Source organism: Streptomyces sp. NRRL S-378 (assembly GCF_000720645.1).
Lineage (GTDB): Bacteria > Actinomycetota > Actinomycetes > Streptomycetales > Streptomycetaceae > Streptomyces.
On the sequence record NZ_JOBX01000017.1, the window covers coordinates 68700 to 95651 of the forward strand.

At 75.0% G+C, this 26952-nt stretch carries 23 protein-coding genes; 9 read left to right on the forward strand and 14 right to left on the reverse strand.

Annotation, left to right across the window (positions count from 1 at the left end):
• Positions 1–15: 15 nt before the first annotated feature.
• The 4 genes from IH80_RS0115060 to IH80_RS0115075 all read right to left on the reverse strand — a co-directional run bounded on the left by IH80_RS0115060 (position 16) and on the right by IH80_RS0115075 (position 3519).
• The gene (locus tag IH80_RS0115060) at positions 16–741 is read right to left on the reverse strand and encodes a GNAT family N-acetyltransferase (protein ID WP_051809362.1); all 726 of its coding nucleotides are present in this window, start codon (positions 739–741) and stop codon (positions 16–18) included.
• A 67-nt stretch (positions 742–808) separates the two neighbouring features.
• Positions 809–1306, reverse strand: a complete 498-nt coding sequence (locus IH80_RS0115065) for a hypothetical protein (protein ID WP_030960822.1) — start codon at positions 1304–1306, stop codon at positions 809–811.
• 608 nt (positions 1307–1914) lie between these two features.
• Positions 1915–2400 (reverse strand): SRPBCC domain-containing protein, encoded by a 486-nt coding sequence (locus tag IH80_RS0115070; RefSeq protein WP_051809337.1) that lies wholly within the window; start codon positions 2398–2400, stop codon positions 1915–1917.
• A 78-nt stretch (positions 2401–2478) separates the two neighbouring features.
• Positions 2479–3519 (reverse strand): NUDIX domain-containing protein, encoded by a 1041-nt coding sequence (locus IH80_RS0115075; RefSeq protein WP_234432247.1) that lies wholly within the window; start codon positions 3517–3519, stop codon positions 2479–2481.
• 248 nt (positions 3520–3767) lie between these two features.
• Here IH80_RS0115075 and IH80_RS39365 point away from each other — a divergent pair, with 248 nt between their 5' ends.
• Entirely contained in the window at positions 3768–5015 is a 1248-nt protein-coding gene (locus IH80_RS39365) for a DUF418 domain-containing protein (protein ID WP_078906535.1), read from the forward strand.
• A 323-nt stretch (positions 5016–5338) separates the two neighbouring features.
• The gene (locus IH80_RS40855; protein ID WP_051809340.1) at positions 5339–6400 is read left to right on the forward strand and encodes an AraC family transcriptional regulator; all 1062 of its coding nucleotides are present in this window, start codon (positions 5339–5341) and stop codon (positions 6398–6400) included.
• Between the two features lie 25 nt (positions 6401–6425).
• Here IH80_RS40855 and IH80_RS0115090 read toward each other — a convergent pair whose 3' ends face one another.
• The 3 genes from IH80_RS0115090 to IH80_RS0115100 are packed head-to-tail and all read right to left on the reverse strand — an operon-like array spanning position 6426 to position 9936.
• On the reverse strand, positions 6426–6779 hold the full coding sequence (locus IH80_RS0115090; RefSeq protein ID WP_030960829.1) for a UBP-type zinc finger domain-containing protein: 354 nt from the start codon (positions 6777–6779) through the stop codon (positions 6426–6428).
• Positions 6776–8263 (reverse strand): ATP-binding protein, encoded by a 1488-nt coding sequence (locus tag IH80_RS0115095; protein WP_030960830.1) that lies wholly within the window; start codon positions 8261–8263, stop codon positions 6776–6778. Before IH80_RS0115095 ends, IH80_RS0115090 begins: the two co-directional genes overlap by 4 nt.
• Positions 8260–9936, reverse strand: coding sequence for an FAD-dependent oxidoreductase (locus tag IH80_RS0115100; RefSeq protein WP_030960831.1), 1677 nt, complete (start codon positions 9934–9936; stop codon positions 8260–8262). Before IH80_RS0115100 ends, IH80_RS0115095 begins: the two co-directional genes overlap by 4 nt.
• An 800-nt stretch (positions 9937–10736) precedes the next feature.
• On the opposite strand from IH80_RS0115100, the gene IH80_RS0115110 reads away from it, so the two are divergent.
• Positions 10737–12524 (forward strand): RNA ligase family protein, encoded by a 1788-nt coding sequence (locus tag IH80_RS0115110; protein WP_051809363.1) that lies wholly within the window; start codon positions 10737–10739, stop codon positions 12522–12524.
• Positions 12511–15372: a poly(A) polymerase gene (locus tag IH80_RS0115115; protein WP_030960837.1), complete on the forward strand. Its 2862-nt coding sequence runs from the start codon at positions 12511–12513 to the stop codon at positions 15370–15372. Before IH80_RS0115110 ends, IH80_RS0115115 begins: the two co-directional genes overlap by 14 nt.
• A gap of 24 nt (positions 15373–15396) precedes the next feature.
• Here IH80_RS0115115 and IH80_RS0115120 read toward each other — a convergent pair whose 3' ends face one another.
• The 3 genes from IH80_RS0115120 to IH80_RS0115130 form a co-directional block, all read right to left on the reverse strand.
• Positions 15397–16314: an NADP-dependent oxidoreductase gene (locus tag IH80_RS0115120; RefSeq protein ID WP_078906537.1), complete on the reverse strand. Its 918-nt coding sequence runs from the start codon at positions 16312–16314 to the stop codon at positions 15397–15399.
• Between the two features lie 123 nt (positions 16315–16437).
• Positions 16438–17034, reverse strand: a complete 597-nt coding sequence (locus IH80_RS0115125) for an HD domain-containing protein (RefSeq protein WP_030960839.1) — start codon at positions 17032–17034, stop codon at positions 16438–16440.
• 33 nt (positions 17035–17067) lie between these two features.
• A complete protein-coding gene (locus tag IH80_RS0115130; protein WP_030960842.1) occupies positions 17068–18144 on the reverse strand; it encodes an RNA ligase (ATP) in 1077 nt (358 codons plus the stop codon).
• A 203-nt stretch (positions 18145–18347) separates the two neighbouring features.
• On the opposite strand from IH80_RS0115130, the gene IH80_RS0115135 reads away from it, so the two are divergent.
• Positions 18348–19091 carry an SDR family NAD(P)-dependent oxidoreductase gene (locus tag IH80_RS0115135; RefSeq protein ID WP_030960843.1) on the forward strand — a complete coding sequence of 248 codons (744 nt, stop codon included), beginning with the start codon at positions 18348–18350 and terminating at the stop codon, positions 19089–19091.
• A 36-nt stretch (positions 19092–19127) separates the two neighbouring features.
• On the opposite strand, the gene IH80_RS40860 is transcribed toward IH80_RS0115135, so the two are convergent.
• Both IH80_RS40860 and IH80_RS0115145 read right to left on the reverse strand, forming a co-directional pair.
• Positions 19128–19934, reverse strand: a complete 807-nt coding sequence (locus IH80_RS40860; protein WP_030960845.1) for a peptidoglycan-binding domain-containing protein — start codon at positions 19932–19934, stop codon at positions 19128–19130.
• 366 nt (positions 19935–20300) lie between these two features.
• Complete coding sequence (locus IH80_RS0115145) at positions 20301–21626, reverse strand: MFS transporter (RefSeq protein WP_078906538.1); 1326 nt, start codon at positions 21624–21626, stop codon at positions 20301–20303.
• Positions 21627–21820: 194 nt separating this feature from the next.
• Between IH80_RS0115145 and IH80_RS0115150 the strand changes: the two genes are divergently transcribed.
• Positions 21821–22264, forward strand: coding sequence for a hypothetical protein (locus IH80_RS0115150; protein ID WP_030960849.1), 444 nt, complete (start codon positions 21821–21823; stop codon positions 22262–22264).
• A gap of 9 nt (positions 22265–22273) precedes the next feature.
• Here the strand turns inward: IH80_RS0115150 and IH80_RS0115155 are convergent, their stop codons facing one another.
• On the reverse strand, positions 22274–22570 hold the full coding sequence (locus IH80_RS0115155) for a hypothetical protein (protein WP_030960850.1): 297 nt from the start codon (positions 22568–22570) through the stop codon (positions 22274–22276).
• 93 nt (positions 22571–22663) lie between these two features.
• Between IH80_RS0115155 and IH80_RS0115160 the strand changes: the two genes are divergently transcribed.
• Positions 22664–23116: a hypothetical protein gene (locus IH80_RS0115160; RefSeq protein ID WP_030960851.1), complete on the forward strand. Its 453-nt coding sequence runs from the start codon at positions 22664–22666 to the stop codon at positions 23114–23116.
• Between the two features lie 215 nt (positions 23117–23331).
• Positions 23332–23703, forward strand: coding sequence for a hypothetical protein (locus IH80_RS0115165; RefSeq protein ID WP_158943478.1), 372 nt, complete (start codon positions 23332–23334; stop codon positions 23701–23703).
• A 91-nt stretch (positions 23704–23794) separates the two neighbouring features.
• Here IH80_RS0115165 and IH80_RS0115170 read toward each other — a convergent pair whose 3' ends face one another.
• Positions 23795–25168, reverse strand: a complete 1374-nt coding sequence (locus tag IH80_RS0115170; protein ID WP_234432253.1) for a hypothetical protein — start codon at positions 25166–25168, stop codon at positions 23795–23797.
• A gap of 147 nt (positions 25169–25315) precedes the next feature.
• Here IH80_RS0115170 and IH80_RS0115175 point away from each other — a divergent pair, with 147 nt between their 5' ends.
• Positions 25316–26731 carry an MFS transporter gene (locus IH80_RS0115175; protein ID WP_234432248.1) on the forward strand — a complete coding sequence of 472 codons (1416 nt, stop codon included), beginning with the start codon at positions 25316–25318 and terminating at the stop codon, positions 26729–26731.
• Positions 26732–26952 lie beyond the last annotated feature (221 nt).

The window sequence follows — 26952 nt, forward strand, 5'->3', positions numbered from 1 at the left end:
CCTGGACAGTCCCGGTCAGGCCCGTTCGAAGACGTGCGAATGTCCGATGACGCGGAAGCCGCGTCGCTCGTACCAGTGGCGCGGCCAGTCCGTGGCGTCGGCGGTCAGGAAGCGGGTGTCGCAGCCCGCGTCGGCGGCCAGGCGCAGGGCGGTGGCCACGACGGCATCGGCGTGGCCGCGCCGGAAGTGGGCCTCCGCCGTCATCAGGTCCTCGATCTGGGCCAGACCGGCCTCGGGGTCGAGATACAGGTCGGCCCAGGAGGCGACCTCCCCTCCGGCCGTGCGGGAGCCTAGGAAGCGGACGTCGTCGGCCCCGCGCAGGCGTGCCTCGCGCCGGTCGACGAGATGGCGCACGACCTCGTCCTCGACGTCGGGGAGGATGCCGCGCCAGCGGGCGGTGAGCGGGCCGCGCAGGGCGTCCAGACCTACCTCCTCCGCCGCCGTGCGGTCCGGCACCGGTCCGGTGTGCAGCATCACCAGATAGGCGGAATGCGTGTAGCCGGCGCGGGTCAGGGGTCCGGCGCAGGCCCGCGCGGTCTCCTCGTCGAGGACGGAGACCAGGCGGTGCGGCAGGTGGCCGAGGGCCTCCTCCGCGATGGCGGGCAGTGCCTCGGGGTCGACGGCCGCGTCAATGACGACCTGGTTGTTCGCGCGGGAGTGGGCGAGGCCGTCGTCGTAGGCGGCGAACCCGCCGGGCAGCCCGACGGTACGGGCGGCCTGGCGGCGGGCGAAGTCCGCCATGAAGCCGTTGATCCTGGAGAGGTGCGTGCTGGTCACCCGGGCAGCCTAGGCGGAGGGCGGCGGGCGGTCACTCGGATTGCGGGGTGTCCGACGCGACGGGGCGCCTGCGCAGGCGCTCGGCGGCGGCGTTGCGGACGCGGCGGGTGCGGGCGTCGGCGGCGAGGAGTTCCAGGGCGTCGTGGGAGGTGACCAGCCGGACCGCGGTGCGCTGGCACCAGTCGGAGGAACCGGTCAGCTCGGCCGGGGACCACGGCTCGCCGCGGGTGACGGCCGTGAGCAGGCTCCACTCCCGCAGGCGGCGCTCGGGGAAAGCCCGGCCGGCGAGCACGCCGGACATGGCCCGCGCCCAGGCGGTGAACGCGTCGTCGGCGAGCAGGCCCGCCGCCCGGCGGTCGAGATGTGTGACCACCGCGCTCTCGGCCATCACCCGGTCGGGATCGCGCAGTACGGCGGTCACCGCCTCGGCCTCGGCCTCGGTGTCCTCGCCCTGTACCGCGGCCAGGGAGTCCAGGTGGCGGAAGTAGCGCCAGTGCTCGGGTGGCATGTCGGCGTCGGGGAGGCTCATCGGGCGGCACCCCCGCGGGCGTGTCCGGCCCGGGCGACGCCGCCGGCCGGCATCGCCCGGACGCCGGCCACCGGTGTCACGGGCGCCGCCGTCGGTATGGCTATGGCCGGTTCCCGCTGCTTCTTGCCTGTCCGCATGGCACCCATTCCACACGACCGGCGCGAACGAGCGGCGGCCAGGGTGCCGTCCGGGCGGTGGCGGGGCGCTCGTCCACGCGGCCAGGGCCGTCAGACCTGCTCGAAGTGGAACGACGTGACGGAGCAGTCGCGGGGCCGGCCGATCGCGAAGGAGACGCAGTCGACCGGGGACCGGGCGGTGAGAGGTCCTTCGCCGTGCGCGGGTCCCCCTCCCGGGCTCCGAGAGCGGGTGGTGGTCGTCGTGACGATGTCCGGCCTTGGCCGACTGCGGCGGGAAGAACGCCTTGGTGGCCGGTAGGGTGCCGGTGGTTCCGGAGGCGAGGGCGTCGACGGCGTCCTCGTCGGAGGGGTGCAGCGGGTCGGTGCCGTGCTGGAGCGGGAGCCGTTGTCGACCAGTACGTCCATGGGGTCTGTTCGGGCAGTCACCGCGGCGGCGAACTCAGGTGCGGGGCCGGCCGGTTCGGAAGCGGGTCAGATCCGGTCGGGCAGCGGCGCCCCGGTCTCCAGCAGGGTCTTGAGGCTCGATGCGAGCATCGGCCAGGCCTGCCCGCACATGCCGATCAGGCGGCCGCCCGGCTCGAACCCCTCGTGGCGGATCGTCAGCCGGGCGAGGGTGTCGCCGACCGGCTCGATCTCGTACGTCACCTTCGTGCGGGGCGCCTCGGCCAGCTCGGCCCGCAGCTCCTCGTCGATCCCGACCGCTGCCGCCCACTGCGGGCTGAAGGTGTGCCAGGTGTAGGACAGCAGGCGGTCCGGGACGCAGCCGAGGACCAGCTGGGCGGGGTCGCTGGTGCGGCTCCCCCGTTCGACCCAGTCCATCGCCGAACCCACCGCCCAGTCGGTCTCGAAGCTCAGCCCCCAGTACCGGCGGGTGAGGGCGGGGTCGGTGAGGGCCTGCCAGACCCGCGACGGATCGGCCTGGATGTAGAGGGTGTAGGTGATCGTGCTGTCGCTCATGGCCCCATGCTGCGGGACCGCGGACCGCGGACGGCGGATTTCACGGTCCCGGCGGTGGCGGGAGCCCCCGGCCGCGGGTCACCAGCGGGCGCCCTCCTCGGGGATCTCCGTGAGCGGCGTCCGGACGGGGGCGGGAAGGCCCAGGCGGACGCGGGCCGCGTCGACCGCGGCGAGCTCGTCCTCGCCGGCGGGGCCCCAGTCGCTCAGTTCCCGGACCTGTTCGGGGGTGGCCAGCAGCCGCGCGTAGGCCGGGTCCACCGCCGGCGGGAGGCCGGCGAGACGGGCGGCGACGCGGGCGTGGACGCCCTCCTCCCCGTACCGGTAGCCCAGCGGGGCGGCCCCTGTGGCGGGCGCGGCGGTCGGGGGCGGGAGCTGGGCGGCGCCGGTGGCCCGGGCGATCCGGAGCAGGACCCGGCCGTCGGGGGCGAACAGCCAGGCGGAACGGTCGCGTACGGGCAGCTGCGCGGGGACCGGGCCGCAGTGCCAGGCGCCGCGCTGCGGGACCCGGCGGGCGCGGAGCACACCGAGCCGGTCGAGGGCGGTCGGGGCGGTGGGGCGGCCGTCCTCCAGCAGGGCGGCGCCGGAGCCGTTGATGCGGGCGCGCAGGGCGGACAGGGCCCGGCGGGCGTCGCCGGGGTCCATCAGGGCCGGCAGGTCGGCCGGCTCGGCGAAGTGGATGCCGGTGATCTCCTGTGCCGGAAGCCGGACGGTGTCGATCCGGTCCGGCGTCCAGGTCCCGCCGTCGTAGACGTGCAGGATCTCCCCGGGGAAACGCATCTCGGGCGGGAAGCCCGGGGTGTCGGCGGGGATCCAGTCCACGGCCAGGCCGCGCGGGTAGCGGCCGTCCACGCCGAGCTCCTCGCGCAGCTCCCGGGCGGCCGCCGCGGATGGCGCCTCCCCGGCGTCGATCGCCCCGCCGGGGAGCATCCGGTCGGCGCGGTAGTCGACGCTCTGGACGAGGATCCGGCCGTCGGTGTCGGTGACGAGGACCACGGCCGCGGTCCAGACCACGGCGCGCGAGGCACCGTACTCCTCCGGGGTCATCCAGGTCCCCGCGTCGCGTTCACGATCGTCGCTCGCGCTGTGGTCGGTCGCGCTGTGGTCGGTCAGCTGCGGCATCGGGACTCCGTTCACCTGGGTGGACCCGCCGCCTGTGCAACAGCGGGCACGGCCCGCGGGTTACGGCGGGCCGTGGAGGCGGAACCCGGCGATTCACTTTGCCGCTCCTATACCTCCTTATTACCGGGTTATGCCGCCGTTGGTACCGTGCGGGGGCGGACTGGCGGCATGAACACCGCCGGTCCGACCAACTTCAGAGGACGGGACGGGCCCGGCCGGGGCCGGCCGGGGCGGGAGCAGGAACGGCAGTGGCGGGGACAGCGGTGGGAACGGGGACCGGGGCCGGAGCGGGAGCGGCGGGCGGGCGGGGCGGCGGAGCCGGCCGGCTGGCCGGGGTCGACGCCGTGCGCGGCATAGCCGTCCTCGGCATGTTCGCCGTGCACGTGGGGCCCAGCCCGCAGCCCGAGGGCGCCGGCTACCTGCTCGTCGCGGCCGACGGGCGCGCCCCCGCCCTCTTCACGCTCCTCGCGGGCTTCTCCCTGGTCCTCGCCCAGCGCGGCACGGATCCGGCACGGCGTCCCGAGGGCTGGGCGGCACGGTGGCGGCCGCTGCTGATCCGCTGCGCGGTCCTGGCCGTACTCGGCCTGTACCTGGCCTCGCTGTGGCCCGGGATCCTGGTCATCCTCGCCTTCTTCGCCGTGTACTTCCTGGCGGCCGAACCGTTCACCCGGCTCTCCACCCCCGTGCTCACCGCCGTGGCGGGCGCGTCGGTCGTGGTGGGGCCGCTGCTGTCGTTCCTGCTGGGCCCGCTGTTCGGGTACGGGTCCTCCGGGCGCGGCCTGGTCCCCGAGGCCGCGGACCTGACCAGCTGGCCGGGGCTGGGTGCGGCGGTGTGCGAGCTGCTGCTGACCGGGGCGTATCCGCTGGCCACGTACTTCCCGTACGTCCTGGCCGGAATGGCCCTGGCCCGGCTGTGCGACGTGCGGGAGCGGGCGATGGCCCGGCGGATGGCGGTGTGGGGCACGGCGGCCGCGGTCGCCGGGTACGGCTCCGCCTGGCTGGCCACCCATGCGTTCGGCACCCGGCAGCGGTTGCTGGAGGCGATAGCGGTCCACCACCCGGAGGCCATGGCCGCCGCCGACCCCGTGCGCGAGGTGCTGAGCGGCCAGTTCGGCGCCGTGCCGAGCACCTCCTGGGACTGGCTGCTGCTGGCCGACCCGTACAGCCAGACCCCGCTGGAGACGCTGGGCAACGCGGGCGTCGGCTGTGCGCTCATCGGCCTGTGCGCGCTGGCCGCGCGGCACGGGGTCGGCGCCCGCCTGCTGCGGCCGCTCACGGTACTGGGGGCGATGGCGCTGAGCGCGTACGTCGTCCACGCGCTGGTCCTGGCCGGCCCGGCCCACGGCGCGGCGTCCTGGTCCGCGTGGATCGCCTTCAGCGGCGCGGCGCTGGCGCTCACCTGGGCCTGGCAGCGGATCTGGGCCGGCAGCCCGCTGCGCCGGGGCCCGGTGGAGCACGCCCTGCGACTGGCCACCCGCATGGGCGCCCGGGCGTAGCCCCCGCCGTCCGCCCGCGCCGGTCCGCCGGGCGGGCAGGACGCGGCGAGTGTGAGGCGGCACCGCGCCTCCGGGTTCCGAGCCCCCCACCCCCGTGGGGGGACTCCGATCCGGAAGGAACCTCCCGTACGTCGCCGGGTGCCGGAGCGCCCCGCGAGAACGATCACAACGCTAGGGCCGGGCAGCCGACTTGCCCCATGGCAGCAGGCGTCAGCAAGGGGACCGAACGCGCCATGAGGGGACCCGGCACGCCGTATTGGGGACATCAGGTCCCAAACTGCGGCACTGAGCTGGCATTTCAGGCTGGTCTATGCTCACCCCCTGTGGTCTCGCATGCGCACCAGGGGACAACGTCCTCCGCCCTCACCCGCCTGAACGTCGATGCCGCACGTCTGCTGGGGATACCCCCGACCGGCTACGCGCACCTGCTGGGCATGGCTCCTGAACACCTCAACGACGACCTGTGCCGGCCCCCCGCCATCACGAGCATCCGCATCGCGGAGCTGGCCACCGTCCACGCTCCCTGGGCCGAGGTGGCCCTGCTGCTGACGCAGCGGTCCGGCATCGGAAGCCTCGGGGTCTGGGACTACCTGATCACCTCCGCCCCCACTCCCCTCGAAGGGATCCGGGACGCCGCGGCCTACCTCGGCACCGTCGCCGACAGCGGCACCGACCAGCTCCGGATCACCGAGGACGGGGACCGCGTCACCCTCAGCCACTTCAACCGGGGCGATCTGGACCACGAGGCGGCCTGCGCCGTCCGCGCCTGCGCGCTCGGGCTGTACCTGCGCCGCCTGGGCGAGGCCGCCCGGCGGCCCCTCGTCCCGCTCCGTGTGGCCCTGGCCGCCGGGGCCCCCCGCCGGTACGACGCGCTGACCGAGCTCTACGGCACCCGCGACATCACGTTCGGGGCCCCGGTCAGCTCGATCACCCTGCGTACCGCCGACCTGACGGCCCCGGCACCGCACGCCCAGCCCGGCCTGTCGGCCGTGCTCCGAAGACACGCCGACCAGACCCTGGCCGCCGCGGTCCCGCTGCGCGACTGGCTCGACCTCTTCCGCAGCGCCCTGTCCTCCGTCCACGACGAGGGCGTGCCCGCCCTGGCCACCGTCGCGCACCGCATGGCCGTCAGCCCGCGGACCCTGCAGCGCCGCCTCGACGAGCACGGCACCACGTGGAGCGGCGAGGTCGAGGCCGTACGCCGGGACCGAGTCTCGCGGCTGCTCCACACCACCGGTCTGAGCATCGACGCGATCGCCGCCCGCAGCGGCTACGCCGACGCCCGAGCCCTGCGCCGGGCCGTCCAGCGCTGGTACGGGACCACACCCGCCGCCCTCCGCCGCGCCGGCCACCCGCACGCAGACGCGCCGGAGCCCGGCCGGTAGCGCGTGGCCGCGCAGGACCGCGGGGTCAGCGGTGGAGCCGGCGGGTCCAGTCCTCCGGCACCCGGCCGGCGGGTCCGGGGGCCGGCTGGTCCGCGGGGTGGCCGCCCGGCGGGGCCAGTGGCGGCCCGGACTCGTACATCTCGTTGCCGTCGTAGTCCCAGAACCACTCCTCGCCCGGTTCGAAGCTCTGCACCAGCGGGTGACCGGTGGACTTCCAGTGGGCGGTGGCGTGCCGGGCGGGTGACGAGTCGCAGCAGCCGACGTGGCCGCACTGGGCGCAGCGGCGCAGGTGGAACCACCAGCCGCCCACCGCATCGCAGTCGGCGCAGCCGTTGCCGGTCGGCGGGACGCTCGGGTCGATCCCCTTGATGTCGCTCATGCGGGCTCCTCGGCTGTCTCGGTTCCGGGCGCGTTCCCGGCTCCGGTCTCGGGTTCCGGCGCGGTCAGGGGCAGCAGCACCTGGAAGCGGGTGTCGCCGGGGACGGACTCGACCTGGAGGCTTCCGTGGTGCTTGTTGACCACGATCCGCCAGGAGATGTCCAGGCCGAGGCCGGTGCCCTCGCCGACCGGCTTGGTGGTGAAGAAGGGATCGAAGATGCGGCTGCGGATGTCGGCCGGGATGCCGGGCCCGGTGTCGCGGAACTCCACCAGCAGCTGGTCGCCCTCCCGTGCCGTGCGGACCGTCAGGGTGCCGTCGCCGCCGGTGCTGCCGATGGCGAAGACGGCGTTGTCGACGAGGTTGGTCCACACCTGGTTGAGCTCCGCCGGGTAGGCGGGCACCTCCGGCAGGGAGCGGTCGTAGTCCTTGACCACCCGCACCCGGGGGCCGATCTTGCCGGACAGCATCAGCAGGGTGCTGTCGAGGAGTTCGTGGACGTCGACGACCCGGGTCGGGGCCCGGTCGAGCTGCGCGTACTGCTTCGCGGCGTCGACGAGGTGGGAGATGCGGGTGGTGGAGTCGTCGATCTCGTCCATCAGCAGCTCGGTCTCGACCGAGTAGTTGAGCCAGCCGATGGCCCCGGGGAGGATGTCGGCGTCCACGGCCGCCGCGACCTGCTCCAGCCAGTCCACGTCCAGTCCGGCCTGCACGAACGTCGGCGCGATCCGCCAGCCCTCCGTGATGCCGTGGTCGTCGAGCCAGTCGGCGAGTTCGTCCTCCCGGTCGGAGGCCTCCAGCGGGCTGAGCGTCGTCGCCTTCGCGACGCGTTCCACCGTGCGTTCCTGGACCTCGATGAGGTCTGCGATCGCCTCGCGCGAGTAGTGGCCCTGGGCGATGACGGCCAGCTTGTGCCGCATCTTGCCGACGCGTTCGCGCAAGGTGGCGGTGGCCCGGACGGCGGCCGCGGCCGGGTTGTTGAGCTCGTGGGTGAGACCGGCCGACAGCGACCCGAGGGCGAGCAGCCGCTCCCGCTGGCCGATGGCCCGCTGGGTGTTCTTCGCGCCGAAGAACAGCCCCTCCAGCAGGTGTGCGGCCATCGGGAACCACTCCTGCATGAAATCGGAGAACGCCAGGGCCGGGAGCACGAAGAACCGGGTCGGCTCGGTCACCCGCATCGAGTTGGTGTACGTCTGGGGCACCCGGTCGCCCAGGTAGGCCTGCATGGCCCCCGCGTACACGCCGCGCTGTGAGGTGCGGCTGACCTCGATGTCGTCGCCGCCGACCCGGCGGGACAGTACGACGGTGCCCTCGATCATCACGTAGAAGCAGGACGCCGGGTCGCCCTCGGTGTACACGGGCCCCGGGTCGAACCGTTCCACCCGTCCCTCGGCGCACAGCCGGCCGAGTTGCTGGGGGGTGAGCTTCTCGAACAGGAACAGCGAAGCGATCTCCTGCGGGTCGCAGTGCACGTACTTCCCGCTCATGACTGCTCCAGGTAGCGGTGGACGAGCATCACGGCCATGGCTCCCTCTCCGACCGCGGACGCGACGCGCTTGGCGGACTGGGCCCGCGCGTCGCCCGCGACGAACACGCCGGGGATGTTGGTCTCCAGGTGGTAGGGCGGCCGGTCCAGCGGCCACTCGGCGGGCGGTCGCCCGTCCGGCGTGAGGTCGGGGCCGGCCAGGATGAAGCCGCGGTCGTCGCGCAGCACCGTGCCGTCCAGCCAGTCGGTCAGCGGGGCCGCGCCGATGAAGACGAACATCCATTGCGCGTCGACGAGTTCCGTCGCGCCGGTGTCGACGTCCCGCAGGGCCAGCCGCTCCAGGTGCTCCTCTCCGTGGGCCGACTCGACGACGGTGCGGGTCCGCACGGAGACGTTCGGCGCCTCCTCGATCTGCTGGACCAGGTAGTACGACATCGACGCCCTCAGGGACGCGCCGCGCACCAGCAGCGTCACCGACTTCGCGCCCCGCGACAGGTACATCGCCGCCTGCCCGGCGGAGTTGGCGCCGCCCACGATGTACACGTCGTGTCCCTGGCAGGAAGCGGCCTCGGTGAGCGAGGAGCCGTAGTAGACGCCACGGCCGGTCAGGTCGTCGCAGCCCGGCGCCATGAGCTGCCGGTAGGAGACACCGGTCGCCAGGATGACGCTGTGCGCGGCGACGGACGAGCCGTCGGAGAAGCGGACGACGCGCGCGGAGCCGTTGACCTCCAGGCCGATGACCTCCCGCGCCGTGAGGATCTCGGCGCCGAACCGCCCGGCCTGCCGGCGGGCGCGTTCGGTGAGCTGGGCGCCCGACACGCCGTCGGGGAAGCCGAGGTAGTTCTCGATGCGGGAGCTCTGCCCGGCCTGCCCGCCGGTCGCCGACCGCTCGACCAGTACGGTCCGCAGGCCCTCGGAGGCCCCGTACACGGCCGCGCCGAGTCCGGCCGGGCCGCCGCCGATGACGACGAGGTCGTAGAAGTCGGCGGCCGGTGTGGTCGCGAGGCCCACGTGGGCGGCGAGGTCGGCCGCCTCGGGCTCGATCAGCACGGTGCACTCGGGGGTGACGACCAGGGGCAGCCGCTGTCCGTCGGCGCCCGCCGCCTCCAGCAGCCGGCGGCCCTCGGGCTCGTCGGAGGAGTACCAGCGGTACGGCACCTGGTTGCGGGCCAGGAACTCCCGCACCTGTGAGGAGCGCGCCGACCAGCGGTGTCCGACGACCTTGGTGGCGGGGACGGGGCGGTAGTCGCTGGAGCGCCAGGCGGTGAGCAGGTCGTCGACGACCGGGTAGAGCTTCTCCTCCGGCGGGTCCCAGGGCTTGAGGAGGTAGTGGTCGAGGTCGACGACGTTGATCGCGTCGATCGCCGCGTTGGTGTCGGCGTAGGCGGTCAGCAGGACGCGCCGGGCGCCCGGGTACACGTTCAGGGCCTGTTCGAGGAACTCGATGCCGTTCATCTGCGGCATGCGGTAGTCGGCGAGGATGACGGCCACCAGGTCGCCGCGCAGTTTCAGCTCGCGCAGTGCCTCCAGCGCGGACTCACCGGACTCGGCGCGCACGATCCGGTAGCCCGCCCCGTAGTGGCGCCGCAGGTCGCGGGCGACGGCACGGGAGACCCCGGGATCGTCGTCCACGGTCAGGATGACGGTCCGCGCTGGTTCGGCAGCCTGCGTCATAGGTCTCCCACGAGCGGCCCGGTCCGGCGGCGCGGCGAGCCGCCCGCGCCGGTTCCCGCCCATCGTATGTTCGATCGGGCGGATCCGCTCCGGTCGGCCACGGAGCGTGCGTCGCCGGTGCACGGCGAGCGCCCGCCCGCCGGTGCGGCCGCCGGATGGTTTCGGGTCGGAGGGCCGCAGTCACCCGACCGTGTGACGGGCGCCGGTCCGGGCCGCGCCGGTGCGGCAGGGTGGTCGGATGCAGCTGCGCCGGGCTCTGCCCCTGACACTCGTCGCGCTCGTCATGGCCTCCGGATGCGTGACGGTGCACCCCTCCCCCGCACCGGACGCACCGCGTGCGGCTCCGGCTCCGGCCGGGAACCCCGGCCTGCCGCCGGAACCCACGGCCGCCGCCCGGCCGTTGGTCCGGTTGCCTCCGTCAGGGGCCGCGGAGCCCGCCGCCGTGCCGGACGCACGGGCGCCCGTACCGGCGTCCGGACCGGCGTCGGCGCCGTACCGGCCCCGGGCCGCCGCCGCCCGGGAGCCGCAGCGCCCGCCCCGCAGGGCGGGCCCTCCCAGGGCCCGGAAACCGGTGGAACCGGCGAGGCCCGCGCCCCGGAAGAAGGCCCGTCGGCAGCCGGTGGCCCCGGTGAAGTCCCGCCCGGCTCCCGGACGTTCGTACGACATGGCTCCCCTGTGCAGGGCGGCGGAGGGCACGGTGTCACCGGCCATCGTGGCCCTCTGTCGCTGAATTGGGTGGATCCGCCCGCCACCGGATACCTACAGTGACGGCGGACCCTGTCGTCGAGCCGGAGCGGATCATGCGCACCCACTATCCCCGTACGCCTCATCTGCCCTGGTCACCCGGGGCGTCGGCGGACGACGTCCGGTCGCTCGGACTGGCGGGGCTGAGCGGACGCGAGGTCGTGGTCACCGAGAAGCTCGACGGGGAGAACACCACCCTGTACGCGGACGGGCTGCACGCCCGCTCGCTCGACTCCGGACACCACCCCTCGCGGGCCTGGGTCAAGGGCCTCCAGGGGCGGATCGGCCCCGGCATTCCCGCCGGGTGGCGGGTGTGCGGGGAGAACCTCTACGCCCGGCACTCGATCCGGTACGAGGACCTGGACAGCTGGTTCTACGGCTTCTCGGTGTGGGACGGCGAGCAGTGCCTGGACTGGGACCGGACCGTACGGTTCCTGCGGGGTCTCGGGGTGCCCGTTCCGCGGGTGCTGTGGCGCGGCACCTTCGACGAGCGGGCGCTGCGCAGGCTCAAGCTCGACACCGCCCGGCAGGAGGGTTACGTCGTGCGTACCGCCGCCGGTTTCTCCCGGGCGGACTTCGGCCGGTGCGTGGCCAAGTGGGTGCGGGTCGGGCACGTGCAGACCGACACGCACTGGATGTACGCGGAGGTCGTGCCCAACGGGCTCGGCCCGGCGGCCCCGTTGTGGGCGGTGCGCTCGGGCGCCGAGCCCGATGCCCCGGCCCTGGCCGCCGCAGTCGGCACGGACGGATCCACCGCCACGGACACCGGCGCTGGCGCCGGCGCCGACGTGGTCGCCGAGGTCACCGCCCGGATCGACGCCTCGGGGCGGACCGGCGACGACCGGCTGGCCGGAGTGCTCGCCGCCGTGCTGCGCCGCCAGCCGCGTGCCGGGACGGCCGCGCGGCTCGCGGCCGGTCCGGCCGGGATGCCGCTCGCGCGGCGGGTGGGCGACCTGCTGGGGCTGTACCCGTACCTCCAGCGGCCGTTCTCCGACGCCGACCGGCGGGCCGGACTGGTACGGATGGCCACGGCGGCCGATCTCGGGGTGCTGCACGCGCTCGCCGGGGCGCTGGCCGACGGGCCGCAGGCGCGGGAGTGCGTGGAGTGGTCCGCGCTGTGGGCCGAGGAGGCCGGGCTGCTGGGCGGCCCGGATCCGCTGGAGGCCCTGCGGACCGCGCTGCGGGAGCCCCTCGCCGGGCTGGGCGCTGCCGCGGCAGACCGCTGCTGGGCGGAGGCCCGGCGGGCGTTCGCGGACGGCAGGATCTCCGGTTCCTCGGTGGAGGAGGCGGTGGCGGCGACGTGGCAGTGGCGTGACGGTTCGTTTCCCCGGCTGGTGCACCTGTGCGGCCCCTCGGGCAGCGGGAAGAGCACCTTCGGCCGCTCCCTGCCCGGCGTGGACGCGTACGTCTCGCTCGACGACCTGCGCAGCGCCCGGGGGTCGCGCACGGACCAGCGGGCCAACGCCGAGGTGCTGAGCGCGGGCCTGGACAGGCTCGACGCCGCCCTGGCGCGCGGCGGGACCGTGGTGTGGGACGCCACGTCCCTCACCGACCAGCAGCGCGGGCCGGCCGGTTCGGTCGCGCGCCGGCGCGACGCGCTGGTCACCCATGTCGTGGTGCTGGTCGAGGAGGCGGAGCTGGTGCGCCGCAACGGGGTGCGCCCGCATCCGGTGCCGCCGCAGGTGCTGACCTCGCAGCTGCGCCGGTTCAGCCCGCCGTACGCGGGCCGGGCGCACCGTACGTGGTACGTCGGCGCCGGCGGGCGGGTGGAGGACACGGCGGGCACGCTCGCGCCCGGCCCGTTGACGGTCACGGCGGGCGGAGGCACCGATGCGCACCAGTGAGCAGCTCTACCACCAGGTCCGCTGGGACCCCCGGTTCGATCCGGCGCGGTTCGTGCTCGGCCTGCTCCAGCGCGGGGCGGCTCCCAAACGGGTCCCGCTGCCCTCCTTCGTGCCCGGCGGGGACATCCCCTGGCACCGGGTGCTGTTCGTCGAGGCCGACGGCGAGCTGGTGTGGGACCGGGCGACCGGCGTGGACCTGATCGACGTGACCGCGGCGGGCCGCGTCCGCGATCCACGTCTGCTGCGGGCTCCCTTCTTCACCGCCCGCACCCCGCACGCATGGGATCCCTCGGGCGGCGGCGCGTGGCGTCCCGCGCAGGCGGCTCCCGCGGACGCCGCGGCGGCACCGTCCTCGGTGCGGCTGCTGACCTGGAACACGCTCTGGGACCGCTACGACGCCCCACGGATCGCCACCGCGCGGCGCAGACCGCTCCTGCTGGACGACCTGGCCGTCGCGGACGCCGACGTCATCGCGCTCCAGGAGGTGGAGCCGGAACTGCTCGGCATGCTGCTGGCGGCGCCGTGGGTGCGGGCGCAGTACACCCTCGGCACGGATCCCGGCGGCCGGGACGTCTCCGCGTGCGGGCTGCTGGTCCTGAGCCGGCTGCCGGTGCGGGAGGCGGGCCTGCACATGTTCCGCCCGCACAAGGCGGTGACCGCCGTGACGGTGGACACCGCGGCCGGGCCGCTGGTCGTCGCCGGCACCCACCTGACCAGCGACCACACCGAGAACGGGCACGAGCGGCGGGAGGCCGAACTGGCCCGCCTCGCGGAGGGCCTGGGCGGCGTCGAGGCCGGCGTGGTCCTCCTGGGCGACTTCAACGACGGCCGCCACGGGGCCGAGGGGCCGGCGCCCGCGCTCGGCATGCGCGATGCCTGGAGCGAGGTGCACGGGACGGCCGACGCCACACCGACCTTCGACCCGGCGGCCAATCCACTGGCCGCGGTCGGTTCACTGACGGGCCGCGCCGCCCGGCTGGACCGGATCCTGCTGGGCCCCTCCCCGGCCAGGGTGACCCGGGCGGCGTTGCGCGGCGACTCCCCGGGCCCCGACGGACTGTTCGTCTCCGACCACTTCGGGGTGGAGGCGACGGTGGAGTTCGGGGCGCCCGGCGGGGCCCCGGTGCGGCTCGACGTGCCCGCGACTGCGCGGACGGCGGTGGCGTGGCTGCCGCCGGGCCTGCCGGACGCGGTGGGTGAGGTGCGCCGGGAGCACGACCCGGCGGCCGGCCGCTGGCCCGCGCACGTGAACCTCCTCTTCGGTTTCGTACCGGAGTCCTGCTTCGCCGAGGCCGTCCCGCTGCTGGCCGAAGTGGCCGCGGCAACCGCTGCGTTCGAGGCCCGGCTGGAAGGGGTGCACAGTTTCGGGCACCGTGAGGAGGCCACCGTCTGGATGGATCCGGCGGCCGGCGGCGAGGCGCCGTGGCAGGAGCTCCGTCGGGCGCTGACGGACCGGTTCCCCGGCTGCCGGGTTCGTTCCGGCGGGCACGGGGGCTACACCCCGCATCTGACGCTCGGGCGCAGCCGCGACCCGCAGCGGGCCGTCGCGGAGTTCGCGGCGCGCCTCGGTGGAGGCGTGTCCGCGCGGGTCGGGGAACTGGCCGTGCTCTCGCGGCGCGGGGACGGACCGATGCGGGTCCGGGCGACGGTGGCGCTGGGCACGGGCGAGGTGCGCTGGGCTCCGGAGCCCCTTCCGGAGGCCCGGCCGGAGCCCGGGAACGATCGGGCCGAGGCGGTCGCCGCGCGCATCGGGGCCGCGCTGCCCGGTGCGCGGGTGCACGTGGCCGGCTCCCGCCGGATGGGCTGCGCCCTGCCGGGCGCCGACCTGGACCTGGTGGCGGCGCTGCCGGGAACGGCCGACGTCGCCCGGGTGCGCGAGCAGGTGACGGCCGCACTGCCGCTGGCCGGGGGGCTGCGCGAGGTGACGGGTGCCCGGGTGCCGGGCCTGCGCTTCCACGTCGGGTCGCTGTCCGTGGACCTGGTGGTGGTCTCCACCGGTGACCTGGACCCGGCGCGTGCGGTGGAGCGGCGGGCGGAACTGGGCGAGGCCGCCGCCGTCGCGCTGAGCGCGGTGAGCGACGCCGACGCCGTACGGGAGGCGGTGGGGGCGGAGCATGCCGCGTTCGCCGTGCTCGCGCGGCGGGTGAAGGCGTGGGCGCGGGCCAGGGGGCTGGACTCGGCGCCGTTCGGGGGGCTGCCGGGACTGGCCTGGTCGGTCCTCGCGGCGCACACCGTCCGGGAGGCGGGGGCCCTGCCGCCGGACGCCCTGCTGCGGGAGTTCTTCGGGCGGTGGGCCGCCTGGGACTGGCGTGAGCCGGTCGCGTTGGCGGGTCCGGATCCGGTGGCCGCGGCTGCGCCGGGCCCGGAGCCGGATCCGGTCACGGTGCTCACCCCGTCGGCGCCGGTGCGCGGTTGCACCGCCCAGGTGACGCCGGGCCTGCGGGACCTCCTGGTGCAGGAGCTGTACGGGGCGTGGGAGCTGCTGGAGTCGGGGGTCGGGGCGGACGCCCTGGCCGCGACCGCGCCGCCGCCGCACCGCCGGCACGCCGCCTGGGCGGTGGTGACCGTACGGGCGGCCGAGGCGGAGTTCGAGGAGGTACGGGGCCGGGTGCGCGGGCGGTTGCGGGCGCTCCTCGGCGCCCTCGAGGAGGCCGGCGCCGCCGGTGCGCACGCCTGGCCCCATCCCTTCGAGTCCGGGCCGGGCCTCGCCCGGTACGCGATCGGCCTGGGCGCCGCGCCGCCGGACGCGGCGCACCTGGCCGGGCCGGCCGACCGGTGGCGAGCCGGCCTGCGAGGGGTCGAGGTGTCCTGGGCGGCGGGCGGTGAGGTGCCGGATCTGGGTACCTGAAACGCGGGCCGACGGCGGACGGGATCAGACCTCGATGATGATCTTTCCCGGTGTGTGGCCGCCCTGGCTGAGCTCGAAGGCCGCCGCCAGCTCGGCCAGGGGGAAGGTCTTGGCGACCGGCACCTTCAGCTGTCCGCTGTCGGCGAGCCGGCCCAGTTCGGCCAGATCGCTGCCGACGGGGCGGACCCAGATCCATTCGCCGCCGGAGCCGAGCACGCTGGGGTCGGCGATGGAGGCGTGCCGGCCGTCGTCGTGGAGCACCTCGCGGGTGACGCCACCGACCCCGCCGACGAAGTCCGCGACGACGGTGGGCCCGTCGGGCACGAGGGCACGGACGCGTTCGGCGAGCCCGTCGCCGTATGCGACGGGCTCGGCGCCGAGTTCGCGCACCCGGTCGTGATTGCGGGGGGACGCGGTGCCGATGACGCGTGCGCCCAGCGATCGGGCGATCTGCACGCCGAACGAGCCGACGCCGCCCGCGGCTCCGTGGATGAGGACGGTGTCGTCCCCGCCAGTGCCGAGGCGGGTGAGCAGCTGGTAGGCGGTGAGCCCGGCCAGCGGGAGCCCGGCGGCCTCGGCCCAGCTCAGCGAGGCGGGCTTGTGCGCGAGGGCGCGTACGGGAACGGTGACGAACTCGGCGAAGGTCCCACCGTGCACGTAGTCCTTGCGGGCGTAGGCCATGACCTCGTCGCCCTCGGCGTACTCGGGGACGTCGATGCCGACCTTCTCGACCGTGCCGGCGACGTCCCAGCCGGGGACCACCGGGTAGACGACGTCCATGAGGGGATCCAGCCCGCCCGCCATGATCTTCCAGTCGACGGGGTTGACGGCGGCGCACTTGACCCGGACGAGGACCTCGCCGGGGCCGAACTTGGGCAGCGGCAGCCGGGTCTCGGAGAGCACCTCCGTCCCGCCGTACGTCTCGTACGCCATCGCCCGCATGGTTTCCTGACCGCTCCGGCCCGACTGGGACATGTACCCGACCTCTCCGTGTGCTGGTGGACCCCGCCCCGGCCCATCCCACCACGCACGCCCCGGCCCGGCCGGTCGGACACGACCGACCGGTCAGGCGTACACCGGGAAGGCGGCCTGGAAGGCGAGCCGCCCGTCCGCCCCCTCGGCGATCCGCCCGAGCACCCCGTCCAGGTCCAGGTACGCGGCCCAGCGCTCGGTGCCCGTGGCCTCGGCGAGACGGCCCACCAGGAGGTCCTCCAGGTCCTGGACCCGCTTGCCCTTCCACACCTTGTCGGCGGTGCTGACCAGCAGCTCCTCGATGCTCACGGAGCCCCCGTGCCAGGTCGCGTGGGTCGCGGCGAAGCGGGCCAGGTGTGCGGGGAACCCGTGCGCGAGCAGGAGTTCCCGGCCCGCCGGCTCGTGCGCGGAGCCGGGGCCGCTCAGCTCCGCGGTGTGCACCGCCTTGCCGATGTCGTGCGTGGCCGCTCCGAACAGCGCGGCCTCCCGGTCGAACTCCAGGGCCGGGCAGTACCCGGCCAGCCAGTCGGCCAGGTCGTGCGCGACGTCGTGCACGAGCCGCAGGTGCGCGGCCAGCCGGGGCGGGGCGGCGAGCGTGCGCAGCAGTTCGGACACGGTGGGCGGCAGGAACCGCACGGACGGGTCCCCCGGGGCGTCGAGGGCCCGGCTCAGTGCGTCGGTAGCAGGCATCCGATCACCTTAGGGGGCGTGCCCGAGCGGTGATCACTCGTATTCCGTGCCGCCCTTGCGGGTCAGGTAGGCCGGGCTGACCGCCTTGGCGATGGCGCGGCCGCCCACGACCGGGCTGTACCGCTCGGCCGCAGGGCGGATGACCACGCCCTCCCGCAGGTGCACGGCCCGCCCGGAAACCGTCTCGCGGCCGCTGGCGTGCTCCAGCACCGTGTCCAGGTCGTACGGGCCCTCGTACAGCCGTGGTACCAGCGGAAGTTCGCCGTCGACGAGGACGGCGGCCGGATCCAGCCAGCGGACCTGCCCGTCGATCTCGGCGGACACGTCGAAGACGGCGTATCCGGGCGGCGTGTCGGCGGTGCGCACGTCGGTGCCGTACGCCAGGTCCTGGACGCCCGCGCCGTACACCTCGCCGAAGATCCCGATGCGGGTCGCGCCGAGGCGTTCGGCCAGCGCTCCGGCGACGGCGGGCACCCCGTGGCCGCGTACGGCGCGCCAGTAGAGGTTGCGGTCGTCCTCCTTGAGGGCGAGCCCCTTGGCGCCGAAGCCCTTGGAGGAGACGATCGAGCGTCCGCCCTCGACGACGTACGTGAACAGGCTGGCCGTTCCGTGCAGCTTCTCGGTGAGGACGACGCTCTCGCCGGGCTCGAAGATGTGCGGATAGCGCTGGAGGTTCTCGATGTCCACCCACGGCATCAGGTCGGCGGCGGCCTCGACGTCACCGCTCATGGTGGTGGGGATCGGGGGGGCCCATTTGGTGATGCCGAGCAGCTCCGCGAAGTCGGTGCCCTCCTCGGCCGCCTGCGCCAGGTCGACGCCGGCGAGGGCGCGGGGCCGGCACACCAGGCCCTGGGAGAGTTCGCCGCGCAGCCGGACGGCCTTGACCCGGTCGGCGTTGCCGCCGGCGAGCCGCCCGGTGAGTCCCAGCTCCTCGATCAGCCCGGCGGGCAGTACGGCCTGTTCGGGTATGTAGAGCGCGAAGTCACCGGTGCGGTAGGCGCCCTTGGCGATCACCGCCCGGTAGAGGCCCACCTGGGCCAGCTCCAACGCGTCGGCGTTCGGGTGGTCGTGGACGGTCAGCTCTTCGGCTGTGACGCGCAAGGTCGACATGGGTGGCTCCAACGGGTCGTCATGGACGGCACCGACAAGCGCACTTGTGATCGGCACAGGGTGCGGCACATCGGTGACGCCACTCTCCGTCCCGGCATTTTCGCTGGTCCAGCGATTATCAGGGTGTTAGCCTGCCGCACCGTGCGACGCGACGGGCGCCCGCACGCGCCCGCTCCACGATCCGCGTCCCGGTGGAGGCCCCCATGTCACCTCGTCCGGTCACCGTCGTCACCGGCGGCAGCAGGGGCATCGGCGCGGCGACCTGTCTGCGGCTGGCCGCGGACGGGCACGACCTGGTGCTGGGTTACGTCCGCGACGAGGCGGCGGCCGAGGCCGTCGCCGCGCGCGTACGGGCCGCCGGGGTCCGCTGCGTGACCGTACAGGTCGACACCTCCGAGGAATGCGCGGTCGAACGGCTCTTCGACATCGCCGGCGCCGAACTGGGCACGGTGACGGGCCTGGTCAACAACGCCGGGGTGACGGGGCCGCTGGGCCGGCTCGCCGACGCCCGCACCGAGGACCTGCGCCGGGTGGTCGAGGTCAACCTCCTCGGGTACCTGCTGTGCTGCCGCCGGGCCGCCCGTGACATGGCGGAGTCCGGGGGCGGGGCGATCGTGAACGTCTCCTCGGCGGCGGCCACCCTGGGCAGCCCCGGGGAGTACGTGCACTACGCGGCGACCAAGGCGGCGACCGACGCGCTGACGGTGGGGCTCGCCAAGGAACTGGGCCCGGACGGGATCCGGGTCAACGCCGTCGCGCCCGGCACCATCGAGACCGGTATGCACGCCGCGATGGGCGACCCCGACCGCGCGGCCCGCATCGGGGCCGCGACCCCGCTCGGGCGCCCCGGACGGCCCGAGGACATCGCCGGGGCGATCTCCTGGCTGCTGTCCCCGGACGCCTCGTACACGACGGGGACGGTGCTGCGGGTCGCGGGCGGTCGCTGAACGCGCGGGCGCCCGGCGCCGGCCCGGCCCGCCCCCTTATCCCATGGCCGCCTGCGTGTTCGGCCCGTAGACGCCCTGGGGGTCGCCCTTGATGGACCGGTCGCGCTGGAGCTGGCCGACGCCGCGTTTGGTCTGGCCGTCGTAGACGCCGGTGACGGACACGTAGGTGAAGCCCTGTCCTTGGAGCAACTCCTGCAGGGCCCGTACCTCGGGCCCGCTGTCGCCCATGCGCAGGGTCACGTACGCGCCCGACGGCCGTGCGGCCGACGCGCTGGGCGCGGTGGACGGCTTCGCCGCCGGGCCCGTCGTCCGGGCCGACGCCTCGGTGGCCGAGGCCGACGGTGCCGCGGACCGGGCGGACGCCGTGGGGCCGGGGGATTCACTGCCGCCGGCCGGGCCGCCCGGAAGCGCGGGCACGGTCAGGTCGGCCGGCGCCTGGGCCCGGGGCGGCTGCGCGTCGGGGCCGGTCAGCAGGAGCACGAGGCCGCCGACGGCCGCGAGGCCGAGCACGGTGCCCACGGCTAGCGGGAGGCGGCTCCGGCGGCCTGCTCCCCTGGAATGCCGGGAATGGCGGGCGGCGGCCACGGAAGGCCCGGGGGGCGCGGTCACCGGTGCCGGAACTCCGGCGTCCGGGCGGTGTCCCCGGCCGCCTGCGGAGCCGTCCGCGGGGTCGTGGGCGGGGTCGTCCGCGGGGTCGTGGGCGGGGTCGGGGAAGGCGAACGGGCCGGTCTGCGGCCAGGCGGGAGCGTCCACTCGGGCCGGCGGGCCGGAGGGGGCGACGTACGGGCGTACGAACAGGGCGTCGTCGGGGGCGAGCCCGTTCTCATCAGGGTCCTGGGACATGGCTGTCTCCCGGCAGGGGCGGGGGCCGGCGCGGTGCCGGCCCCCGTCCGGCCGGTCAGGCTCTGCGCCGCCGGGCGGCGGGAGCCTGGACCGCGCCGCCGCCGTGGGCGCCGGGCGTGCCGAGTGCCGGAGAACCGCCGATCGCGGGCGGGGCGAGCGGCGGGCGAACCGGTATGGGCATCTGAGGTATCTCCGGGGTGCGGCCAGAACTGTGGGTCTTGATCGGGCGCACTCTTGCCCTCCGGCACCGGCCGGGTCAAGCCCCGTGTCCGATCCGCCCAGGTCCGCCCGTTCTGTCGGGCGAGATCCGTCAGTCGACGTGCTCGGGGCGGCGGAGGGTCCGCCCGTTCTGTCGGGCGAGATCCGTCAGTCGACGTGCTCGGGGCGGCGGCGGAGCGCCGTGGCCCGGACGGTGACGGCGGCCATGAGCATGAGGGCGGCCCCGCCGAGCGGAGCGGCGGGGGCGGAGATCCCGTCGACCGCGAGGCCGCCGAGCAGTGCTCCCGCCGCTATGGCGAGGTTGAACATGGCCACCATCAGCGAGGAGGCCGCTTCCGCGGCGGCCGGCACGGCCTTGGTCATCCAGCCCTGCACGCTCACCGAGACCCCTCCGTAGGCCAGTCCCCAGGCGAGCAGCAGCGCGGTTCCGGCGACCGCTCCCGGCAGGACCGCGATGAGCGCGAGGATCACGGCGAGGGCGCCGCTGATCACGAGCAGGCTCCGGTAGGCGTCGCGCGCCCCGGCCAGGAAGTTGCCCGCGACGCCGGCGACGCCGTAGCCGAGCAGCAGGGTGCTGACGAACCCGGCGTCGATGCCGGAGACGTCCTGGAGGATCGGCCGGACGAAGGTGTAGGCGGCGAACTGCCCTGTCACCACGAGGAAGGTGACGGCCACTCCGGCGCGGACTGCGCGGTTCTCGCGGAACAGGGCGGGGAGTTCGGGGAAGGTGATGCGCCGGGTCGGCGGGAGCGGGGGCAGCAGGACGACCAGGGCGGTCAGCGTGACGAGGCCGAGGGCGCCGACCGCGGCGAACGCGGTGCGCCAGCCTCCGAGTTCGCCGAGCAGGGTTCCGGCGGGGACGCCGAGCACGGAGGCGGTGGGCACGCCCCCGAAGACGAGGGCGGTGGCCCGGCCGACGTGGCGCTCGGGAACGAGCCGGACCGCGAGTCCGCCGGCGATGGCCCAGAACCCGCCGACGCTGACACCGACGAGCAGGCGCGCCGCCAGTACGACCGCGAAGCCCGGGGCGACGGCGGCGGCGAGGTTGGCGGCCGCCGTCAGCGCGATGAGCACGCACAGGACGAGCCGCCGGTCGAGGCGGCCGGCTCCGACGGTGACCAGCGGCGCGCAGAACCCCGCGACCAGCCCGGGGACGGTGACCATCAGCCCTGCGGTCCCGTCGGACACCCCGAGGTCGGCCCCCACGGGAGTGAGCAGCCCGACGGGCAGCAGCTCGGAGGTGATCAGGCAGAAGATGCCGAGGGCGACCGCGCACACGGCCGCCCAGCCCTTCCAGGGGGCGGGGGCGGCGGTGGGCGCGGACCCCGGCGAGCCGGTTGCGGACCCGGGGGCGGCGGGCGCGGACCCCGGCGACCCGGTTACGGACCCGGGGGCGGGGTGCGGTGTGGATGCGGCGGACCCCCCGGGCTCGGGGGACGGCGCGGGACTGCCGGGCGCGGCGGCTGCTGTCATGGACCGGTGCTCCGTACGGGTCGATCTGCGGGCATGATTCGGCCGCACGGGGCGTCGGAGGTCGCGCCTCCCCCGCCGCCCGTACGTCCGTGCCAATCTCGCACACGCCGGAACCGCTGCCGTCGCCGCCCGGTGTCACCCGGACGCGTGAGGCGGGGAGCGGGGAGCGACGGGCCGTGCGGCAAGGTGGTCGGATGCAGTTACGCCGGGCCCTGCCCCTCTCCCTCGTCGCGCTCCTGGCGAGCGCCGGCTGTGTCTCCGTCGGCCCGCACGACCCGGCTCCGGACCCGGCTCCCGTACGCGGGTCCGTGCCGTCCGCCGACTCCCCCGAGCGGTCCGCGCCGCCGGCCCTGCCCCTGGGAGAACTGCCCCCGGCCGGCCCGCCCGAGCCGGCCCCGGACGCCGCCCGGGGGCCGGTCGCGGGCCCGGACCGGGCGCCCGCCGCGGCCGCACCCCGCGAGCGGCCGGGCGCGAAGCAGGCGGCCCCGCCCCGGCGGACCCGGCTCCCCGGGTCCGCGACCGCACACCCGCACCGCCGGCCGGCGCCGCCGCCCCGCATGGACGAGCTGTGCGCGGCCGCCGACGGCGTCGTTCCGCCGTCCATCGTCGACCTGTGCCTGCGCCAGTACGGCCGCTGAAGGAGCCCTCTAGGGACGGCGGCCGCAGGCGCGGGCGCAGCGCCGGGCCGTGTCGCGACGGGCGGTGCGCAGCCGGTGCAGGGTGGTGTGGCCGCGGCGCTTCCACTCGCCCCGCGGCAGGGCGGCCCGCTGGCCGCCGCCCGCGATGAGGGCGTTGACCGGGGTCATCGGGTCGGCTGCCATGGCCTTGGCGAACAGGACGCCGACCACGAGCGGGACCAGGGCCACGGCGAGGGCCGAGCCGGCGGTGGTCACGTGCTGCATGCGCGGGCGGGCGGTCGCGCTGCGCGGGGCGTCGTAGGTCATGGCCCCATTCGACCAGCGGCGGCCCTCCGGGGAATCGGGGCGGATACTCAGGCCGTCGGGCATGAGGTACTCAGACGGGCGGGGTGGTGGAGGGTGACGGATCCGGGGCGGGGCTTCGAACCGGCGACCGGCGACGGTGCGGACGTGCCGGCCGGGCGGCGGGAGGCCGAGCTGCGCACGGCGTACGAGGGGCTGCTGCAGATCCGGCGCCTGGTCAACGGCCCGGCGGGCACGGGGGTTCCCGCGCCCTGGGAGGTGGCACGGCCGGCGCGCGCGGTGGCCCTCGCACTGGAGGCGTCGGGGATGACGCCGTCGGCGGTGGACAGGGAGGGGCGCCGTACGCGGACGGGCTACCGGGTGGCCGCCGCCTCCGGGGCGGGACGGGTGGAGGTGACCTGGGTCGGCCCGCCGGGCGCCGGCGCGGCCGCGGAGGAGCAGGAGCGCCTGACGGCCTGCGCGGCCGCGCTGGGGGAACTGGGCTGGGTGTGCCTGCTGTACCGGGGGCCCCGCGGGCGCCGCTTCCTGGAGGTGGAACCCCCGCGCTGACCGTGCCGGCCGGGGCGTGATCCGGTGGCTCAACGACGTGCGCTGATCACCGAGACGCCGCTCACGCGTGGGCCGCACGGGTAGGTTTCGGCCCCGTTGGGCCTGCGGCTCGGCGCGGCGAACACATCGCCGTGCGTACCGGCCGAGTATGAGGCGATCACCCCATCCTCGCTGCAGTACGCCACAGTCCGGAGTGCAGTCCTATGATCCGATTCTTGCTCACGCTGCCGGCCGCCTTGGTCATGACAGGGGCCCTCGCCGCCCCCGCGAACGCCACGGCGGCCGACCCGAGGCCGATCACCTCCCCCTACGTCCAGGCCGCGGCGGACGTCTCCGGCTCCGGGGCGTTGCTGCGGGCGAAGAACGTCGACTGGGTACGACACGTCAACACCGGCCGGTACTGCGTGAACGTCAGCGAGCAGGTGAATCTCGCGTTCAGCGTGGTCCACGTGGAGCTGCCCAATTCCAACCGTCGCAGCTTCAGTACCACGCCCAACGCCGTCTGCGGGGCGGACTCGGTCACCGTCTACACGTACGACCTCAGGGGCAACTACGTGGACAACCCCTTCACGGTCACCGTCTTCTGACCTCGTGCCGGCCGGGCGGTTCGGCGGCGGAGGGGTCCCCGCCCGGGTCGGGGAGGGTTCGTAACTCGCTGGTGGCCGATACCCGGCTGCTTCAGAACGGGGGCTCCAGGGAGTACCCGTTCTCGTCCCGGGGAACGGGGACGGGGGCGGGCCGCGACCGGGCAGCCCGCTGCTCGGCCACCGTGGGGTGGACGGCGAGCGCCTCGGCCGGCCGGCCCTGCCGGATCAGCACGTCGCACAGTTCCTCGCGTGCCTCGACCGTGCCGAGGGCCCGCAGTTCGGCGGCGGCGTCGTCCGGGCGTCCGGCGGTGTCGAGGAGTCCGGCCTTGACGATGCGGGGGTCGGTCCACGGGTCCGGGTGGGCTTCGGCCAGTGCGATCGCCTCGTCGACGCGGCCGAGGCCGGCGAGGGCCCGGGCCCACCACTGGTGCTGGAACTCCTCGTGACCGTGGTGGGGCACGACGCTGGGGTGCTCCACCAGGTGGAGCACGTCCTCGGGACGGTCGAGGAGCATGACGAGTGGTGCCAGGAGGTTGGAGCAGTCGTACCGGCCGAAGCCGGGTTCGGCCACGGCGATCGCATCGTCCAGCCGACCGTCGCGCAGCAGGGTGGCGGAGAGCCAGGCGCGGTGGCCCACCCAGTCGTCGGCCGTGATGGCCTCACGCATCACAGCCTCGGCCTCACCGGCGCGGCCGTGGTCGCGCAGGGCTCGAGCGTAGGTGCCCAGGACGACGCGGGCGTCCCCTCCGGCGGCCAGCTCGCGCAGCGCGTCGAGCCGGCCGTGGCGTGCCAGTAGTTCGGCGTAGGCGGTGAGGGTGTTCTGGGCGAGGAAGCGACGCCCAGCCATGTCGCGGCCTAGGATCCGGATCGCCTCGTCTGCCCGGCCTGCGCGCTCCAGTACCCGGGCCTGCAGCTCCTGCGCTTCCCAGAACGGGTGGTCCCACCGGCCCTGGCTGCGGGCCTCCCGCGCGCTTTGCGCGTGCGGGGCGATCAGTTCCAGCATCCGCTCGTCGCGGTCCCGGCCCTCGGTGATCTCCACCAGGACCGACAGGATCCACGACTCGTCCATGTGCGGGACGAGCAGGTCGACGGCGTCGTCGATACGTCCCGCTCTGGCGAGCAGCTCGGCGTAGACGCGGCACTCGGTCGCCGACGCACGGCCCGCCTCGTCCGGACGGGTCAGATCCAGGGCCTCCTGCGTCCGGCCCGCCCGAAGCAGGATGTCGGCCCGCGCCCGCAGGGCGTCGCGCCACCCGGTCGCGACGAAGGGCTCCATCACCCGCAGGGCCCGGCCGCACTCCCCCACCCGGCACAGGGCCTGCGTCGCGCCCTGCGCGCAGAACCAGTCGCCGCGGTCAGCGGCAGCCCGGATCACCCGTTCCAGCTCGCCGCGCTCCAGCAGAAGGTCCACCCTGCTCGGCCGAAGACCGCCGAGGTGGCTCACCTGCCACTCAAGATCATCCATGTTCACGGAGGCGAGCGTAAGGGCACCCCCTGACACCCTGCCCGCGAGCACGGCTTCTCCCTGCCGTAGGACAGGGCGGAGTACGGCCGGTGACCGCAATGCCCGAGGGCGCTCGCCCGGGCGTCGCGCCGCAGGCCGTCGGAGATCGTGGCGTCGTCGACCACGATGGCATCGGCACGCAGGGGCACGTCGCTGGGGAAATCACGTGCCCGGCAGCGACAGTCCTCCTTACGATCGGGCGCCGAGCAATCCGCCCGCCTGCCTCGGAACGGCCACTGCATGAAATCCTTGATCCCTGGCGTGCTGCGTGATGAACCGCAGTTCGCCCGCCTGTTCATAGGGCAGTCCCTGTCGGTGCTGGGCGACCGCGTGTCGCTCGTCGCCGTGCCCTTTGCCGTGCTCTCGGTGGGCGGGTCCGCCTCTGACGTCGGCTTGGTGGCGGCCGCAGGGCTGGTGCCCATGCTGCTGTTCACCCTGGTGGGCGGGGTGTGGGCGGACCGCTTCCGGCGGCACCGCATCATGTTGGTCTCCGACATGGTGCGGTTCGCCGTGCAGGGGCTCATTGCCGTACTGCTGCTGACCGGTGTCGCCGAGGTTCCGCATCTGGCCCTGCTGATGCTCGTATTCGGCACGGCGGATGCGTTCTTCATGCCCGCTGCCACAGGACTGATGCCGCTGGTGGTCGGGCCGGACCGGCTGCGGGAGGCCAACGCCCTGCGCGGGTTCGTCCAGTCGTCCGGGCTGGTGCTCGGTCCGGCCCTGGCCGGTGGGCTGGTCGCACTGGCCGGCCCCGGCGGCGCCCTGGCCCTGGACGCCCTGACCTTCGCCGTCAGTGCCGCGGTCCTGGCCCGGCTGAGGCCCCGCGAAACGGCATCCGGGCCAGGGGAGGGCGCTGCTGAGGGGTCCTTCCTCGCGGAACTGCGCGTCGGCTGGGTCCAAGTACGCAGCCGGCCGTGGGTGTTGTCCGGCCTGGCCGCCATGGCGGTCTACCACGTTGTCGTGCTGCCGTCGGTCTATGTGCTGGGGCCCGTGCTCGCCGAGCACGAGTGGGGTGGGGCGGCAAGCTGGTCAGTGGTGGTCGCGGCCTTCGGGATCGGGGCGATCGCCGGTGATGTGTGCGCCTACCGGCTCAAGATCGCGCGGCCTATGGCACTGGCCGCTGCGGCGCTGGCCGTAGCCTCCTGTCAGGCGGTCATCATCGGATCCGGCGCATCGCTCGCCTTGATCGCGGTCCTCGAAGCGGTCACGGGCGTGGCAGTTTCTCTCTTCTTCGTCCTGTGGGAGACGGCGCTGCAGACGCATGTGCCCGAGCAGGCCCTCTCTCGCGTGAGCTCGTACGACCATTTGTTGTCGGGAGGACTCATGCCGGTGGGCCTGGCGCTCGCCGGCCCGGTGTCCGAGTCCCTCGGCGTGCGGCCCACTCTGTACGCGATGACGGTCATCGCGGTCCCGGCCGCTCTCGCGCTCCTCTGTGTCCCGGCCGTACGACGCCTCCCGGCGCATGCGGCGGGCACTGCGGGCAGCGGCAGCGTCCACGCCGCCCCGGAAGCCGGCCTGCCGTGAGGCAGGACACCGGCGTCCTCGGCCGGCTCCACGAGGCCACGACGCGCCGTTGCCGGTCCGCCATGGCGTGACCGGCTCCGCTCGGACGCGGTGATGCAGGGGGCGACGTGGACGAACGGCAGACGGATCCGACGTTCACGACTGCGCGCAGGCCGGACGGCACCAGGACCACCTTCCCCTTCGACCCCTCGTACTCCGGCACGGGCGAGGCCATCGCGTGG

What these genes read in the sequence shown, in the direction of transcription:
- IH80_RS0115095 (WP_030960830.1), bottom strand. Translation starts at nt 8,263, where the DNA reads ATGAGCGGGAAGTACGTGCACTGCGACCCGCAGGAGATCGCTTCGCTG.
- IH80_RS0115145 (WP_078906538.1), bottom strand. Translation starts at nt 21,626, where the DNA reads ATGACAGCAGCCGCCGCGCCCGGCAGTCCCGCGCCGTCCCCCGAGCCC.
- IH80_RS0115075 (WP_234432247.1), bottom strand. Translation starts at nt 3,519, where the DNA reads ATGCCGCAGCTGACCGACCACAGCGCGACCGACCACAGCGCGAGCGAC.
- IH80_RS0115090 (WP_030960829.1), bottom strand. Translation starts at nt 6,779, where the DNA reads ATGAGCGACATCAAGGGGATCGACCCGAGCGTCCCGCCGACCGGCAAC.
- IH80_RS0115120 (WP_078906537.1), bottom strand. Translation starts at nt 16,314, where the DNA reads ATGCGGGCGATGGCGTACGAGACGTACGGCGGGACGGAGGTGCTCTCC.
- IH80_RS0115135 (WP_030960843.1), top strand. Translation starts at nt 18,348, where the DNA reads ATGTCACCTCGTCCGGTCACCGTCGTCACCGGCGGCAGCAGGGGCATC.
- IH80_RS0115155 (WP_030960850.1), bottom strand. Translation starts at nt 22,570, where the DNA reads ATGACCTACGACGCCCCGCGCAGCGCGACCGCCCGCCCGCGCATGCAG.
- IH80_RS0115150 (WP_030960849.1), top strand. Translation starts at nt 21,821, where the DNA reads ATGCAGTTACGCCGGGCCCTGCCCCTCTCCCTCGTCGCGCTCCTGGCG.
- IH80_RS40860 (WP_030960845.1), bottom strand. Translation starts at nt 19,934, where the DNA reads ATGTCCCAGGACCCTGATGAGAACGGGCTCGCCCCCGACGACGCCCTG.
- IH80_RS0115110 (WP_051809363.1), top strand. Translation starts at nt 10,737, where the DNA reads ATGCGCACCCACTATCCCCGTACGCCTCATCTGCCCTGGTCACCCGGG.
- IH80_RS0115060 (WP_051809362.1), bottom strand. Translation starts at nt 741, where the DNA reads ATGGCGGACTTCGCCCGCCGCCAGGCCGCCCGTACCGTCGGGCTGCCC.
- IH80_RS0115130 (WP_030960842.1), bottom strand. Translation starts at nt 18,144, where the DNA reads ATGTCGACCTTGCGCGTCACAGCCGAAGAGCTGACCGTCCACGACCAC.
- IH80_RS0115125 (WP_030960839.1), bottom strand. Translation starts at nt 17,034, where the DNA reads ATGCCTGCTACCGACGCACTGAGCCGGGCCCTCGACGCCCCGGGGGAC.
- IH80_RS0115065 (WP_030960822.1), bottom strand. Translation starts at nt 1,306, where the DNA reads ATGAGCCTCCCCGACGCCGACATGCCACCCGAGCACTGGCGCTACTTC.
- IH80_RS0115100 (WP_030960831.1), bottom strand. Translation starts at nt 9,936, where the DNA reads ATGACGCAGGCTGCCGAACCAGCGCGGACCGTCATCCTGACCGTGGAC.
- IH80_RS0115070 (WP_051809337.1), bottom strand. Translation starts at nt 2,400, where the DNA reads ATGAGCGACAGCACGATCACCTACACCCTCTACATCCAGGCCGATCCG.
- IH80_RS0115115 (WP_030960837.1), top strand. Translation starts at nt 12,511, where the DNA reads ATGCGCACCAGTGAGCAGCTCTACCACCAGGTCCGCTGGGACCCCCGG.
- IH80_RS0115170 (WP_234432253.1), bottom strand. Translation starts at nt 25,168, where the DNA reads ATGGATGATCTTGAGTGGCAGGTGAGCCACCTCGGCGGTCTTCGGCCG.